Origin of the sequence: Arthrobacter cheniae (genome assembly GCF_003602275.1) — a bacterium.
GTDB lineage: Bacteria > Actinomycetota > Actinomycetes > Actinomycetales > Micrococcaceae > Arthrobacter_D > Arthrobacter_D cheniae.
In genome coordinates this window covers 25,998-40,894 of sequence record NZ_QZVT01000005.1, presented here as the reverse complement: position 1 = coordinate 40,894, position 14,897 = coordinate 25,998, and the positions used below count along the sequence as shown (strand labels likewise).

Here is a 14,897-nt window from a genome sequence, read left to right as displayed (position 1 = left end):
CGGCCAGCTTCGACGTGCGGGAGTGGACGTTTTGCCAGAACCGACTCAGTACGCCCCTGCGGTGACCTGCCCGCAGCCCAGCACAACAACGATTTCCCAACGCGTGCGGCATTCGTCCAGGGCATTCGGGATCGAGCTTCGACCACGATGCGCCTATGCGTTGCTTTCGGTGGTGAGGATCCAGTGGGTGCCTGCGATAACGACCGCGGTGGTGGCGAGTGCGGCTCGTAGTGTGTTTGCGGTTATCCAGCGGCGGCGATACTCGGCCCAGAAGCTTGCACCTTCTCGAGCGAGTTGCCGATTGAGAGGGACGCTGATGGTGATCGTCACGATGGTGCTTGCGAGGGATGTGCCGGCGATGACCATGTCCGTGACTCCTCCGCGCGGTATTGCGCTGATGGCTAGGCCGATGGCTGCTGCGGTGGCGGATCCGAAAAGCAGAATAAAGGGGCCATGTTCGGCTTTCCGGTTGATGAGGAGCATTGCGGCAGTTGCGTCGTGATTGTCGAGCCGCGCGAGTGCGGGTATGACCATTGTCGAGAAGGCTGCATAGATGCCGCCGACCAGCCCGGCTCCTACTACTGCGGCGACTTGGATCATGACCAGATTCCTGAGTCGGCGGTCCGCCGCGCGTAGGATGCCAAGGATGCTGGAGGGCGGCCGAGCAGTTGTTCGACGCCGTCTGCCCGTGATGCGTTCCGTCCATCCAGGATGTAGGTGAACAAGTAAGCCAACGGTTCGGCCTCCGCGGCCGGCACTCCGTCGACTGCCAGATCGTCGACGAAAGTCGACACGTCGACTGCCTCGAAGGTGACCGGCCTACCGCAAGCGTTACCAAGCACTGCAGCTGCTTGGGCGAAGGTCAGCAGTTCCGGCCCGATAGCTCATACGTCGCATCGTCTACGGGTGTCCGGGTCAGGGCTACGACTGCCGCGTCAGCTACGTCCTCCAAGTCCACGAAAGCTTCTGGAACGTCAGGGGCGGGTAGCCGCAACCGACCCCGACGCACCGGGCCGGTGAGGAAATGTTCGGAGAAATTCTGCTGGAACCAGGAACAGCGCAGCACCGTGGTCGGCACGCTGCCCTTGCGCAGCGCCTCCTCGCTTGCCCGAGCGCCTTCCTCTCCCCGGCCCGAGAGCAGAACCAGCCGCTCCAGACCTTCCTTTGCAGCTAGCTGACCAAGTGCCTCCATCTTTTCTGGCACTCCAGGGAGGGCGAGGTCAGGGGTGAAGCAGACGTAGGCCGCGGAGGCATCGCGGAAAGTAGCCTCCCAGGTCGAGCGGTCGTCCCAGTCAAAGCCGGTGCGCCGCGAGGCGGATCGTACCGGTAGTCCGGCAGCGACGAGTCGGTCAGTGATACGTGAGCCGGATCGTCCAGCGCCGCCGAGGATGAGAGTAGTCATACAGCCAGTACACCGGCAGACAATCAGATTGTGAATGGGCCAGACTCGCTCCCGCCTTCGTGATCGTCTAGCGTTGCTCGGGTGGATCCGCTGACGCATTTCCTTGACGGCCCTCGAGCAGCCAACGCGTTCGCTCTCGCCATGAGTATGAGTGCCCCATGGGGCATCACGGTGAACGATCAGGCGGCTCTCACCGTGCTCGTCGTCACCCGCGGGCAGGCCCGGGTGAATGGCACGCTGCTCAACGCAAGTGATGTTGCCCTGATACGCGGCCCTGAGCCCTACGAAGTAACCGACGCCGCCACCAGTACACCCTCGATCGAGATCGGGCCCGGACAGCAGTGCACCACCCTCGATGGTCGCGACCTCCGCGATGAATTCCGGCACGGCATCCGTCGATGGGGCAACGCGATCGACGGGGAAACCGCGCTCCTTGTCGGCACGTATCAACGCCCTGACAACGCCGGCGGCCTCGTCACACGCGCCCTGCCCCGCCTCGCCGTGGTCCCGGGCGCACGTGCCGACAACGCCCTCATCCAACTCCTTCAGTGTGAACTGGCCAACGAAGATCCAGCAGCCCAGATCGTCGTCGACCGCCTCCTCGACGTCCTCGTCGTCAACACCATCCGCAGCTGGATCAGTGACCCCGACCGCCCGGTGACGGCCACCTGGCTCACCTGCAACGATCCGCTGGTTGTCCGCGCCCTTGAATGCCTGCACACTGACCCCGCTGCCCCCTGGACCGTGGACACTCTCGCCCGCAAGGTGAACGCCTCCCGCGCCACACTCGCGGCCCGCTTCCGAACGAGCGTCGGAGAGCCACCGATGACCTACCTCACCCGATGGCGACTCACTCTCGCTGGCGACTTACTCCACACTCCGTCCAACACGGTTGCAGGAGTTGCCCACAGCGTCGGATACAACAACGCCTACGCATTCAGCACAGCGTTCAAGCGCCAAGCCAGCACAACTCCCACCGAATACCGTCATCGCCGCCCCGTTCTAGCACCATGAACTGTGTAGGGCTGTCCGTAAGCGATTGTGGTGTCTCGTTTTCGTTGTCCTGAATCCCATGAGTTGCAAGACGGGAATCTCCCCGAGATCTCAGATCTTCACGATGACAAAGGACCGTCATGGGCAGAAGGGGAGTCACGGTCGAAGGGCAGATGGAACCAGCCTTGCAATCATCTGGTCGTCGCCCGTGGCGAGCCGTCATGATCATCCTCGCCGGCATCCTGACTGGGATCCTCGGTGCTCACCTGGAGGAAGCAGGTGCTGACGCAGTCATGGGCTCCTTCGACTTCGGGTCCTGACTTCTCAGCGGGGCGGTGTCCGTGAGCCGGACGGTGGTCCTGACCAGATCGTCGTTGTCCCACTGATTGTCAGGGCGTGCTGGTGCCGGACGCTGCATACGAGGTCATCGACGGTGGAGCTGGCGCCGTCGAGGTTCCAGCTCCACCGAGAACGAGAACGAGAACGAATAGGATCAGCCTTCGACTGCTGCGATCTCGTTCGGGACGCCGGGGAGTTCTCCGGATGAGGTGATGTCCCCGGTGGTGATGTCCACGGCGTAGAGCTTCTTCGCGGCGGGGTCGGTGATGTAAGCGGTTTCACCGATCACCTCGATGGCCGGGTGCGGGTCCTGCCACTCGATGGGCCCTTCCCAGGCCTCGATCACAGGGATGGAATTCGTGACCTCCCCGGTCTCGGGATCGAGGGTGTGCAGGGCGCCGTCGGTGGCGATGATGAGGATCTCCTCATCGGGTCCGCGGGCGACATCGCGGAACGTGTACTCGACACCCTCGGGCAGGTCGATGACTTGCATGGTCTTCGTCCCGGTGTCGATCAGGGCGAGTTCGCTCAGCAGGTAGTCCTCGGCGTCGGGGTTGGAGTTGTAGTCACCGGCGATGATAGGACTGTTCTCGCTGACATAGGCGTTGCCGATGCGTCCGTACTCGTCCGGCGAGATGATCTTGGTGATCTCGCCCTTGTCGTAGACGAGGGCGCCGTCGCTGCAGCCGAAGGCGACCACCTCGTTCATCGCGGTGCCTTCACCGTGGATGGAGGGGCACTCGTCGCTGCTGGCGGTCTCGTTCCCGTCGGCGTCGAGGACCTTGATCCCCGATCGGCTCTCGGAGTTGCCGACCGTGGTGAGGAAGGTGCCGTCCTCGAGGACGATGGAGACGCCGTGGTGCGCCTCATCGCCTGTGATGACGTCGGTCGCGGGGAGGCTGTCTCCAGCATCGAGCAGGTCGTCAGTGGTGAAGATGGTGGTATCGCTGGTGCCGTCGGCGTAGAGGACGGTCTTGTCACCGTGCTGGACCACGTGTCCGGCGGTTTCGGCTTCGAACATCAGGTCGGTGAGCTTCGGTTCTGCCTGCTGGGATCCGGAGGAATCGGTCCAGGTCCCGAGATCCAGGACCCGGAAGCCCTCGGGGACGGTGACAAGGGCGTGGCGCCCGTCGCCTGCGGGGTTGAGCCGTGTGAACCCGTCGATGGGGAGATCGCCCTCGAGTTCCAATGTGGTGCCTACGACGACGGCGATGCCGCCGTCGTAGGACAGTGCGACGCGGGAGGTGGGTGACGCGGAGGTCGCCGAGGGGGTGGGGTCTGGTGTGGCTGATGCTTCGGACGCCGGTTCCGGGGAGGACCCACATGCCGTCATGAGCAGAGCGGAACTGGCGACGGTCGCCGCGAGGGCGAGGTGCCTCCGGTGTTTCGTGAGCTGATTCGCTGTCATTGTTTTCCTTCTGTTTCTTTTGGATTCGAGGGTGAGAGTCCGGTGGAGATGCGCTCGGTGTTGGTGCGCATCATGGTCAGGTAGGTGTCTGCGCCCTCACCGGGATCAGTGAGTGATTCGGTGAAGAGTTCGACGACGTCGACGTCGATGTTCGCGCCGTCCGCGAGGACCTGGACGAGTCGGTCCGGCTGGGAGGACTCGGCGAAGATGGTGTTCACCTGCGCCTCTTCGATGGCCGCGACGAGGTCGCGCAGGTCGGAGGCGCTGGGCGAGGCCAGGGTTGTGCCGCCCGGGATCACGGCGCCGATGACGCGGAAGTCGTATCGTGCGGCGAGGTAGCCGAAGACGTGGTGGTTGGTCACGAGGTTCCGCCGGTCAACGGGAACCGCTGTGAGGGCTTCTGTCATGGCTGCGTCGAGGTCTGCGAGCTCTGCCTGATAGGTGGCCGCCGAGGTTTCGATGGCTCGGGGAGCGATGCCGTCGATACTCAGAACCCGTTGCTCGAGAGTGTCGACGACGTCGACCATGAGGGCCGGATCGGTCCAGAAGTGGGGGTCCGGCGCACCCTCGGTGTCACCCTCTGTATAGGCGAGGGGCTCGATGACCTCTCCGGCGACGAGGATGGGCACGTCGTCGGACTGTGCGCTGTCGATGTGCTGCTGTAAGCCTTCCTCGAGGCCAAGACCGTTCGTGACGATCAGGTCTGCCTGCCGCATCATGGCTCCGTCCTGTGCGGAGATTTCGAAGGAGTGCGGGTCGGCGTTCGGCTGCATGAGCACACGTACCTCGGCCTCGTCGCCGACGACGTTCTGGACGACGTCTCCAAGAATGTTGGTGGTGACCACGATGACGGGTTTGTCGGAGCCGGCGGTAGCGCACCCCGACGCTCCGATGACCGTTGCTGAGGCGAGGATCAGGGCCAGGGGCTTGAAGAGGACCCTGCTCATCGGCCGGTTTCCGCGAAGTGTGCAGGAACGCTGGCGGTGTCGAAGGTCCGGGCGATGCGCGCGTTGTCGGCGAAGTCGATCTCATGGAGCTGTTGTTCGGCGGGAGCATTGAGGTAAGCCCGCTGTTGGTCGGTGGTCAGTTCGACCCCGGCAAGAAGTGCCGGATTCTTCAGGGTCCCGGCCAGAAGCGGTTCGGTTGCGGCGATCGTTCCGGAAGTCTCGGCGGAGAGCACGAGGATGCGACCGTCGTTCCCGAGGGCGATGACGTGGCCTTCCCTGTCGTCGACGGCGGAAACCTGCAGCAACGGAGCTTCCGTGGGGATGAACTGCCAGGAACGTCGACGGGTATCCAGTAACCAGGCGCCCTGGTCCCCGGCGACCGCGGCGACTGTTGGCCGCCCTTCGCGGGCCCGGAACTCTGTTGCTTTGTCCGTGGGCGGGTCTGCCGGGTAGGGGATCCGTTCGAACGTGACCTGGTCACCATCGAGCGTTACCAGAAGGGCGCCGTCGTCGCACCCGATGACGATGCCGACAGGTGTGGTGATAGTGCCCTGGGCGTCGACACATTCAGCTGACGAACCATCCACCAGTTCGCCGTCAGCGTCGTATACCTGAACGGACGCCGCTGTCGCATCGATTCCTGGTCGGGTCAGGAGGGTGAGGTTCGACAGTGGGATGAGCATCCCTCCGTGTGGTTGTCCCGAAAATTCGGTACGAACGGTCAGTTCGCCCTGCGCCAGGGCGTCGTTGTCGAGCACTGCGCCCTCACCGCTGTCGGGGAAGTAGATTCCCGTGCCTGAGGAGCCGGGCGTCACCATCGCTTCGCCCGTGCCGTCGATCGTCCCGATGATCTTCGGTTCGCCGCGGTAGTAGTGGAAGTGGTCCTCGTGGTCCCAGGTCCACATGCCACTGTCGATGACCGTCATGACCCCGGTCGTGGCGGACGACGTGAAGAGATGGCGGCCGTCCGTGAAGGTGTCACTGACGTCCTGGACTTCACCGATACCAGTGGTGGTCTCGTCTGCCAGGTCGAGCAGGTCGACGTGGCCGTCCGTGTCCACGGTCATCAGGTGAAGCTGAGGCTCCGCTACTTCCGTGGAGCCTTGAAGAGTCCCGTGTCCATCACCAACAGGAGCAGGTGCCGAACCGGAAGCGACCAAAGGATTATTCACGTCATCCCCGGACGAGTCCGTCGACGAGCAGGAGGCAAGGGTGAGGGCGAGCAAGGGAAGGGCGAGAAGCAGGATGTTAGGCGTGTGCACGAAGGGCTTTCTGTGAAGGGATTGTCGGTTCCGGACCGGTGGACCTGTTACCAGAGCTGTCGCGGGTCGGGCGCCGGCGGGTGAGGTTGCGGGTGATGTTCGACAGGGAGGCGCAGCCGATGGCTGCAAGGGCGATCGACCCGCCGGCCGCCGTGCCGTAGTACCAGGAGGCCAGGAGACCGAGGAAGACGGATGCTGCGCCGATCAGTGCCGCGAGGACCATCGTGGTGGGGATGCGCGAGGCCCAAGGAGCAGCAGCAACGGCTGGGGCGAGGAGCAATCCGATGACGAGCAGCGCGCCGACAGCCTGGTAGGAGGCGACGACGGCGAGTGTCACCAGCCCCACGAGGAGCACCTGCGCGAGCTGTGGGCGCAAACCCATGACCTGCGCGATCCGGCGGTCGAAGGCGAGGGCCACGAAGGCGCGATGGAAGGCGCGCGCGACGAGGACGGTGACCAGCAGTGCACCGGCAAGGCCCCACACACCGTCGGACCCGATCGCCAGCACGTCCCCGAACAGGATTGCCGTCGCATCGGTCGCAAAGCTCTTCGAGTAGGAGATGATGATGATCCCGGCGGCGAGCATGCCGACGAAGAACAGGCCGATGCTCGTGTCGTGTGAGAGGCGCCCACGGCGTGCCAGGAAACTCACGCCGAGACTCATGGCGATCGCGCTGGCCGCCGCTCCGAGGATCACGGGAACCCCAGCCAGGGTCGCCAGTGCCACCCCGGGCAGCATTCCGTGCGCCATCGCCTCGCCCAGGAACGCCATTCCCCGGATCACGACCCATGTTCCGACGACGGCGCAGATCGCAGCACAGAGCGATCCGCCCAAGAGGGCGCGCAGCATGAAGTCTGTGGCGAACGGTTCCAGGAGCAAGGTCACCGGGCAACCATAGGCTTAAATGATTATCATTCTCAATATGGTACTTTCAGGTGATGTCCCTGATCAGAACCTCTTCCGCTCGATCTGCTCCCCGACCAGGTGCGGCCGATCCGGGGGTGCTCACGCTGACCGATGTGTGGTTCGACCACGACGGGGTTGACGCCCTGTGCGGCATCTCCCTGTCGATCCAGCCGGGTGCTGTGACAGCTATCGCCGGCCCCAACGGGTCAGGGAAATCGACGGTTCTGGCGGTTCTCGCCGGCCTGCTGAACCCCCGCAGTGGCATGGTGTCCGTACCCCCGCGGGTCCGCAGGGCCCTTGTCGTACAGCGCAGCGAGGTCCCCGACAGCATGCCGCTGACGGTGCGGGACGCTGTGACCATGGGACGATGGCCTACCGCGGGCATGGTGCGATGCCTGCGCGCTCAAGACCATCAGATCATCGACGGTTGCATCGGTCTCGTTGGCCTTGACGGCTACCAGGACCGCCTCCTCAGCGCCCTCTCGGGTGGTCAGCGGCAACGCGCCTTCCTGGCACAAGGGTTGGCGCAACGCGCCGACATCGTCCTGCTCGACGAACCCACGACCGGCCTCGATGCTGTTACCCGGGGAGTCGTCGCAGATGTCCTGCTCACCGAACGGGCGCGCGGCGCCACCATGATCTGTGTAACCCATGACGACGTCGCACTCACTGCAGCCGACCATGTCATCCGGCTCGAGGGAGGCCGCGTAGCCCCTGCAGAAGTGGCGCTCACCGAGGCATGAAGGTACCGGAGAACGTGCCGCCGTCGATAACCGTTCGTGATTCGGCTTGATCTTGCCTGTGAGGTCGTCCAGGTCCTCACGTCGGCCCCGGGGAATTCCTGATGCTGGTACAGCGACGATCGGAGAACCACGATCGATGACCGGCGGACACGAGAGTCCCCTGTCGGTCAGGTCGTGAAGTGAGTGATCGGTGGAACACCGCTTGCATGCATGACGAGGTTCTTTGCCACGTCGCGCAATTTGATCTGGCGGGAATTCGAGGCTCGTCGAAGGATGGCGAAAGCCTCCTCCTGGGTGCACTGATTCTGGCTGATGATGATGCCGATGGCCGTGTCGATGGTGGTACGTGACTCCATTGCTGAACGCATGTTCACCGTCAACTCCTGGTACCGGGTCAGGCGTACCCTCATCTCCACGGACGTACCTACCTGCTCCGCGAAGACCGATGCGATGCGCTGCCTTTCGACTGTGAAGAAAGCTACGGGCTGCGCATAGAAGTTCAGTGCCGCGAAGCCTGCAGTACCGATTTTCAAGGGAACGCTGAGGATCGAGGCAAACCCCAAAGACGCAGGGATCTGGAAGAACGGCGGATGATCCACATCGCTGGTGTCGTCGGCTACCTGCAACTCCGATGCGCTCAGGGCCTGCAGGGCAGGACCTTCACCGATCGCGTGCTGAGCATCGATCCCCATATACATGCTGGTAATTGTCGGTGAACCGCCGCAGAACAACGTCTGCCCGCTCTCACCTTTAAACATCAGCCCACACTCCACCGACCCGTCATCGCCAAAGAGCCTCCCGCCGCCGAAGGTGAGCTGTTTGAAGAAGTCCGTGATGCTCCCGCTATCGAGCACCGAATCCGATACGTCGATCACCTGTAACGCGTCACGATCTGCATGAGTGGAAGCGTACCCACAACCCACTCCCGATGACCCACCCCGGGATACTCGTTAACCCCTGCGCTTGATCGCGCCGGCGGCTACGGTCCCGTCGAGTAGCCAGGCATTCACTCCTCAAAGGACATGGCCTGAGTTCAGTTTCCCGCGCGGCCCCTCGAGCAGAAATGAGGAAGGTGTTCGAGACGATGGTGATCTCGACCGGTCAACCGACCGCCTGGACCCCAGGTCCAGATCGTCGTCTCACTGATTGCCAGGGCTTGGTGAGAGCGTGGGGCACTCATTCGACAGCTGATTTCTTGCCTACCCGCGGCCACCGGCTCACACTTGCAGGAGGTGGCCGGTGAGCAGCGATTGAAACGGTGTACGAGGAGCCGCAATGCCAGACGGTTCAGACCTTCGCGAAGCGTATGGAAGGATCATCGGTGCGGTGGGAGCTGGTGATTCCGTAGCGCTGGAAAAACTGATTGCTGCTGATCTGATCGACCACATGCCTGTACCCGGTCAGCCTGAAGGGCGCGCAGGCTTCATCTTCTGGGTGCGCAGTATGCATGCCGCCTCTCCCGATATGACGGGCGTCGTCTCCGACACCGTGGTGGAAGGCGACAAGATCGCTGGGCGGGTGCTGTGGACCGGCACACACGAAGGGGAGTTCCTCGGCCTGCCCGGTACCGGCCGGCAGATAGCAATCAATGCCATGCACCTTGTTCGGTTCGAGGACGGGCTGGCGGCGGAGTGGTGGGGCGCCGCAGACCTTCTCGGCGCTGCAATGAAGTTGAATGCACGGTTGGAACCTTCCCCCTAGGCAGGCGATCTGCTGTACGCCGGGGTGCCGGTTCTCTCCTCAGGTGTTCGTCACGTCAGCTGTGAGCTTTGCCGCACAAGGTTCCCGCATCAATTCAGGCGCATCCCATGGATTTCGGTAACTCTTCCGCGGAACCGCTCAGCGACCGGATGGGTCCAGTCGGCGGCGATCCTGAAACCCTCCGCGATGCGCCGGCCCTTTTGAACAAGGCCACCTCAGGTCCTCGAGACTCTGTTCAGGCTTGTTCCAGATATGTGGTGTCGTAGTCAACGCCCGCCTACCCCACTTGTCCGTTCATTCGGCAGTAGCTGCTCCATCGTCACGGACGCAACGAGCAAGTACGCTTATTTTCTGGCGGGTTTCGACAGGATGACCGGCTCAGGAGACAGTAAACAGAAGAGCTCATTGCCAGTCAGGGAGAACCGATGAACCCCCAGAACCAAACCCTTACGCGTGTGGGACTGCTCGCTTCCGCCGTCCTCTTCCTCGCGGGATGTTCCTTGGATTCCGGCACAGACGCCGGGACTGCTCCGACTAACAGTGACACTTCGACGTCGGCGCCTACCGCGGGTGAGGAATCGGAGTCGGCATCCGCAACTCCTACCGCATCGGCCACCTCGAGCAGGACAGTGACGCCGTCGGCAACAGCATCGCCGGGACCATCTGCCTCGGGTTCCGCTTCGGCTGGAGTCGGCTCCGCAGGCGCGATCTCGTTGGTGGCTGGAGCGGAGCACAAGATCACGAGTTCGGGGGAGACGGTAACGGTCGAATGCTCCGGGGGTGGAGACATCGATGTCGAGACCGATGACGTGGAACTAACGGTGACCGGCGACTGCGAGGACATCGAGATAGATGGGAATACCAATACGGTCACCGGTGGTGCTGCGGACAAGATCGATATCGAAGGCGACGGCAACACTGCCACGAGTGGGTCGGTCGAGGAAGTCAGCGTCGACGGGGACAGGAACACGATCGAGGTCGAGGAAACCCGCGATATCGACGTTCAAGGCGATGACAACACCATCACCTACCAGTCCGGTGACCCGAGCATCGAGACAGAAGGAAACAACTCGGTCTCAGCCTCTTGACCGCTGTCCGACCGTTGATCGACCCAGCGAGGAGTCGCACGAGTCAAGTGGTCGGAAGACGGCATGTACTGATTTACCAGCGCCGGACGCGGGACTAGGTTGAGGCCATCGGGTCGACCCGTTCATTGCGTGAAGCCGACCGGTGTCCCGATTCCTGCTCCATCTAATCCCGAAGCCTGCCCATCGGGTGGGCTGTACAAGGAGGAAGACAGCACCATGGCACAGAACCTGAATCAGCCCGTTACCGATGACAGCATCAAGGTGCGTCAACTCAGCCACTACCAGTTCAGTTGGGTGGCGGGAGAGCCTGGCCAGCCTGGTTCGTGGACCCTTCAGTTGGTCCTCGATCAGGGTGCGTGGGAGGAAGTCCTGACCATCGACGCTGATGATGCAGATAATCTTCAGGACCTGCTCTCCTCAGCTGAAACCGTTTATTACGACGTTCAGCGCCGAACCCTGATGTTCGGCACCACGGAAGCTGGCCACCACTAGCACCAAGGCCATCCCGACATCGGGAGGGGACGGGCGGCGCCCGTCCCTTCCCGCATGTCAGGGTGGTTGTCGAGCAGGGTGGTTGTCGAGCAGGGTCGCGGCGGGGTCGAGGCGGCGTCGAGTTCCTGGCTGGATCCATTCCGACGCGCCCATCAGCTCCGCATCCTGACGACCGTGTCCGTGGACGACATCACCCGGGCGGTCGCGATCCTCGGCGCACACCGACGCGATCCGCCCCCAATCACCCGGGCTCTGTCGAACCTCACGTTCTTCTGCTGGGGGAGAAACGGCTAGACACCGCCGCCATCGATCACGCTGACGTACCGACGGGCACCCCATCGAAATGGATGATGTCGAGTGCCTGGGCGTGGTTTTGCAGTTCCGCGAGCACGGCACGGCCGTGCTCGCTGGCAGGGAACACCTCGGTATGATCCTCGAGCGTGTCCCACGTCACGCGTAAAAGGTACACTGCCTCCCGGTCGACGCTCGGGTAAAGGTCCACGGAGCGGCAACCTTGTGATGCCAGAAGGTGGGCCTGGACCTGCGGGAAAGCCGCAAGGAACGCCTCATGGCCGTCGGGTCGAATCGTCAGCGTTGCATGTTCAATGATCAATGTGGACTTCTTCCTATGTAAGGGCACATCGAACCGGCACCAGGACCCGCATACAGATTGTCCGCCCGCGAGTCACACCGCCGATTTCCGTGCACGCCCGCCTGGCGAGACTGTGAGCCCGCCAGTAGACGATCTGTAATCTAGGGCACTTTCCACCCTTCGACCCTGTTTGAGTCCGATTAATTTCACGAACTCTCATCCAGCTATCACCGTCCGAACGAGTCACCCCGCATGGATTGAACTCTATTGGTCCGCCGATTGACATCTTCAGCCCATTCGATGGCTGACGTCGGCAGGCCGTCCGCACCGGTTCTGGGGTGTGCTTCCGTAGTCGGGCCAGCGGACGGTAAGAGTCCGGTCCGGTGTCTGCGCCGGACGTTTCGGACGTGACTCGAGTGGTGTCGAGTACGGCCGCACGTAAGTTCGCTGTCCGTGGTCCAGGAGCGACGGTTGGAGCTATCCGAGCCGCACACGAACCAGTCGTCGTCGAGGTTGCAGATCCTGGCATGGACGCAGATGGCGGTTCCCGCCTGGAGACCACTTACCGCAGCAGACCTATGCTTCGAGCCATCGCCCCCGGATCGGAGTGCGAGGCGACATGTACTTGTGATGATTCAGTGATCGTCCCGGTTTCCAATCTCTGCCGACGCAACGTGCCGACGGTGGCCCGAAGCTGTGAGGAGTTACGGACGTCACGACCACGGAGTGACTGCGCGCCTCTGTTGCTCGCCGTCCAGGACGAGGTCTAGTCGCTCGTCGAGGAACGCGACGTAATCCTGCACGTCGGCTGCGTCACTCAGCGGGTGCTCGTACTGCCACGCGATGTCATCCACTCTCCTGTCCCCGATGATCGCGGAGTACCAGGTCGCACGACCCTTGTACGAGCACATCGAGCGTGTCGGGCTGGTCTCGAGCGGCACCACGACGTCCTCGATCGGAAGGTAGTACCGGGCAGGCAGGTTCGTCTCGAACAGCATCCGCGCCCGGGTGGTGTCGGCGAGGATGTGCCCGTCGAGCATCAGCTGCACGTGCCGGGAGGTGCCCCGGATGTCGATGCGACCGTATGGGTCGTGCGGATGGCTGATGATCTCGACGTCTTCCTCGAGCCAGCTGTCGAAGTCGCCGAATGCGAGGATCACGTAATCGGCCAGGCCCGCATCGCGTGCGCGGAATCCGGATGCCGCGGCGTCCATTCCCGCAACGCGCACCTCGACCGGCTCGCCCTGCGTCGAACGCACGTCGAATGGGATACGCGGGTCGAACACGGGGATCTTCGACAGGTCGGACAGCATGAATCCGACCGGACCATCCTTGAGTGGCGCTGGGGTGCGAACCGAGATCTCGGCGCGAATGTCCTCGATCGGGACGGCATACCCGGGCACGACCCGGCGCGGCTCCCACACGAGCATCGCGCGCGTGGTGTCGACGACGGTCTTTCCACCGAGCGTGGCGCGGATGCGCTTCACCGTCGGCTCGTATCTCAGCTTCTGGAGCAGCTGCCCCATCACATCCCGCATGCACACGCCGGCGGCGTCGGCGTCCTGGACGCGTGGGTTTCCTGGAGGGCTCGACATGGACTCACGGTAGACCCGCGCCGACGCGTCCGAACAGAGGCGGACGGTGCACCCGTCACCGCATGGCGCCAACTAGCTTTCGCTGCGTTCAGCGTCCTGGGGCGAGGTTCGTCCGTGAGCGCGACTCGCAGGAGCGCAGGTGGCGGCAAGCCCGAATGCCCCGTTTCGATCCCTCTGGATCTGGCGGAGCCACTTACCAGCGGCGTTCGAGCCATTCGGGCAGGTGTGGACGTTCAGCGCCGAGCGTCGTCCCCGCCCCATGGCCGGGATGAACGACGGTGTCATCGGGTAGGTAGTCGAACACCCGCGTGGTCACATCGTCGATGAGGCTATCGAAGTCGTCAGCTGTTGTCGTACGTCCAACGCCCCCCGGGAAGAGCGAGTCCCCGGTGAAGAGATGTGCCGGACCATGGGGGTCGCGGTACAGGAGTGCGACGGAGCCGGGGGTGTGTCCGCGCAGGTGGATGGCCTCGAGCTCGAAGCCCTCGAAGGAGCCGACGTCGTGATGCTGTAGCCGGACGTCCGTCGGTACCGGGATGTCCGCGACGTCGTCCGCGCCGGCGGCAGTGCGCGCCTTCGTGACCTCCCTGACCTCCTCCAACGCCCGCACGTGGTCCCAGTGGGAGTGGGTCGTGATGATGAGGGCCAGCCGTGCCTCCGCGTCGGTGTCCTCCTGGGCATCCGCGAGCAGCGCGAGGATCGCCGGGGCGTCGTCCGCGGCGTCGATCAGTACCTGCGCGCCGGTCGACCTCGAGGTCAGCAGGTAGACATTGTTGTCCATCTCGGACACGGAGATGGAGCGGATGGTCACTTCGCTGAGCTGATGCATGAGCCCAGTCTAGGCAGGCGGTGCAGTGCGATGCAGGCGGCGTCGGCAGGGTGTGACGCCGCGTTGAAGGGGCGGCGCGGGAGCGGACGCCGCCGGGCATCGGGGGAGCGGGCACCTTGCCCCGCTCCCGACGGCGGTAGGGTGCAGGTGTACCCGGCTCGGGCTCGAGGCCGGCAAGTCAGGACGACGGCGGGAGGTCAGGTGTGGAGCAGGAGATCGCGCGGTGGTTGCAGCTGGACCCGGAGAGCAGGATGCCCCCGTTCGAGCAGATCAAGCAATCCATCCTCGCCGCCGCCAATTCGGGTCAGGTGGCTGTCGGGACCAGATTGCCGGCGGTACGCGCGCTCGCGGCACACCTGGGCATCGCGACGAACACGGTCGCGCGTGCTTACCGGGAACTGGAGCAGGCCGGAGTCGTGGAAACGAAGGGACGGGCAGGGACCGTGATCACCGCCGGGGGCGACGACGCCCGCCGCCGGGTCGCGAGCGCAGCGGACGAATTCGCCGCCGTCGTGCGGTCTGCAGGGTTACTCGAGAGCGAGGCGGTCGCTATCGCGCGGGCAGCATTGCGCCGAGCGTGAACGGTCCCGCACAAGGAA

18 protein-coding genes are annotated in these 14,897 nt (G+C 63.6%); 8 read left to right on the top strand and 10 right to left on the bottom strand.

Going from position 1 to position 14,897, the window contains the following annotated elements; genetic code table 11:
* Positions 1-153: 153 nt before the first annotated feature.
* Positions 154-600, bottom strand: a complete 447-nt coding sequence (locus tag D6T63_RS10425; protein ID WP_120148997.1) for a DUF1772 domain-containing protein — start codon at positions 598-600, stop codon at positions 154-156.
* A gap of 262 nt (positions 601-862) precedes the next feature.
* The gene (locus D6T63_RS10420; RefSeq protein WP_220725918.1) at positions 863-1,402 is read right to left on the bottom strand and encodes an SDR family oxidoreductase; all 540 of its coding nucleotides are present in this window, start codon (positions 1,400-1,402) and stop codon (positions 863-865) included.
* Positions 1,403-1,483: 81 nt separating this feature from the next.
* Between D6T63_RS10420 and D6T63_RS10415 the strand changes: the two genes are divergently transcribed.
* Both D6T63_RS10415 and D6T63_RS20020 read left to right on the top strand, forming a co-directional pair.
* Positions 1,484-2,416, top strand: a complete 933-nt coding sequence (locus tag D6T63_RS10415; RefSeq protein WP_120148996.1) for an AraC family transcriptional regulator — start codon at positions 1,484-1,486, stop codon at positions 2,414-2,416.
* 164 nt (positions 2,417-2,580) lie between these two features.
* Positions 2,581-2,715 (top strand): hypothetical protein, encoded by a 135-nt coding sequence (locus D6T63_RS20020; protein WP_268878020.1) that lies wholly within the window; start codon positions 2,581-2,583, stop codon positions 2,713-2,715.
* Between the two features lie 173 nt (positions 2,716-2,888).
* Here D6T63_RS20020 and aztD read toward each other — a convergent pair whose 3' ends face one another.
* The 4 genes from aztD to aztB all read right to left on the bottom strand — a co-directional run bounded on the left by aztD (position 2,889) and on the right by aztB (position 7,237).
* The gene (gene aztD / locus D6T63_RS10410) at positions 2,889-4,142 is read right to left on the bottom strand and encodes a zinc metallochaperone AztD (RefSeq protein ID WP_120148995.1); all 1,254 of its coding nucleotides are present in this window, start codon (positions 4,140-4,142) and stop codon (positions 2,889-2,891) included.
* Positions 4,139-5,089, bottom strand: a complete 951-nt coding sequence (gene aztC / locus D6T63_RS10405; RefSeq protein WP_120148994.1) for a zinc ABC transporter substrate-binding protein AztC — start codon at positions 5,087-5,089, stop codon at positions 4,139-4,141. Before aztC ends, aztD begins: the two co-directional genes overlap by 4 nt.
* Positions 5,086-6,156, bottom strand: a complete 1,071-nt coding sequence (locus tag D6T63_RS10400; RefSeq protein WP_235830677.1) for an ABC transporter — start codon at positions 6,154-6,156, stop codon at positions 5,086-5,088. Before D6T63_RS10400 ends, aztC begins: the two co-directional genes overlap by 4 nt.
* A 181-nt stretch (positions 6,157-6,337) precedes the next feature.
* On the bottom strand, positions 6,338-7,237 hold the full coding sequence (aztB, locus tag D6T63_RS10395) for a zinc ABC transporter permease AztB (RefSeq protein WP_120148992.1): 900 nt from the start codon (positions 7,235-7,237) through the stop codon (positions 6,338-6,340).
* Between the two features lie 53 nt (positions 7,238-7,290).
* On the opposite strand from aztB, the gene aztA reads away from it, so the two are divergent.
* Entirely contained in the window at positions 7,291-8,001 is a 711-nt protein-coding gene (gene aztA / locus D6T63_RS10390) for a zinc ABC transporter ATP-binding protein AztA (RefSeq protein WP_120148991.1), read from the top strand.
* Positions 8,002-8,168: 167 nt separating this feature from the next.
* Here the strand turns inward: aztA and D6T63_RS10385 are convergent, their stop codons facing one another.
* Complete coding sequence (locus tag D6T63_RS10385; protein ID WP_120148990.1) at positions 8,169-8,876, bottom strand: GAF and ANTAR domain-containing protein; 708 nt, start codon at positions 8,874-8,876, stop codon at positions 8,169-8,171.
* 400 nt (positions 8,877-9,276) lie between these two features.
* On the opposite strand from D6T63_RS10385, the gene D6T63_RS10380 reads away from it, so the two are divergent.
* From D6T63_RS10380 to D6T63_RS10365, 4 genes are all read left to right on the top strand, one after another.
* The gene (locus D6T63_RS10380; protein WP_120148989.1) at positions 9,277-9,702 is read left to right on the top strand and encodes an ester cyclase; all 426 of its coding nucleotides are present in this window, start codon (positions 9,277-9,279) and stop codon (positions 9,700-9,702) included.
* A gap of 425 nt (positions 9,703-10,127) precedes the next feature.
* Positions 10,128-10,790 (top strand): DUF3060 domain-containing protein, encoded by a 663-nt coding sequence (locus D6T63_RS10375; RefSeq protein ID WP_120148988.1) that lies wholly within the window; start codon positions 10,128-10,130, stop codon positions 10,788-10,790.
* A gap of 216 nt (positions 10,791-11,006) precedes the next feature.
* Positions 11,007-11,282 carry a hypothetical protein gene (locus D6T63_RS10370; RefSeq protein WP_120148987.1) on the top strand — a complete coding sequence of 92 codons (276 nt, stop codon included), beginning with the start codon at positions 11,007-11,009 and terminating at the stop codon, positions 11,280-11,282.
* Between the two features lie 54 nt (positions 11,283-11,336).
* Positions 11,337-11,576: a hypothetical protein gene (locus D6T63_RS10365; protein WP_147394335.1), complete on the top strand. Its 240-nt coding sequence runs from the start codon at positions 11,337-11,339 to the stop codon at positions 11,574-11,576.
* A gap of 16 nt (positions 11,577-11,592) precedes the next feature.
* Here the strand turns inward: D6T63_RS10365 and D6T63_RS10360 are convergent, their stop codons facing one another.
* From D6T63_RS10360 to D6T63_RS10345, 3 genes are all read right to left on the bottom strand, one after another.
* A complete protein-coding gene (locus D6T63_RS10360) occupies positions 11,593-11,895 on the bottom strand; it encodes an antibiotic biosynthesis monooxygenase family protein (protein ID WP_182976951.1) in 303 nt (100 codons plus the stop codon).
* Positions 11,896-12,587: 692 nt separating this feature from the next.
* Entirely contained in the window at positions 12,588-13,469 is an 882-nt protein-coding gene (locus D6T63_RS10350) for a DUF427 domain-containing protein (RefSeq protein WP_182976950.1), read from the bottom strand.
* Positions 13,470-13,662: 193 nt separating this feature from the next.
* A complete protein-coding gene (locus tag D6T63_RS10345; protein WP_120148983.1) occupies positions 13,663-14,298 on the bottom strand; it encodes an MBL fold metallo-hydrolase in 636 nt (211 codons plus the stop codon).
* Between the two features lie 203 nt (positions 14,299-14,501).
* Between D6T63_RS10345 and D6T63_RS10340 the strand changes: the two genes are divergently transcribed.
* Positions 14,502-14,879, top strand: a complete 378-nt coding sequence (locus D6T63_RS10340; protein WP_235830676.1) for a GntR family transcriptional regulator — start codon at positions 14,502-14,504, stop codon at positions 14,877-14,879.
* Positions 14,880-14,897: the final 18 nt, after the last annotated feature.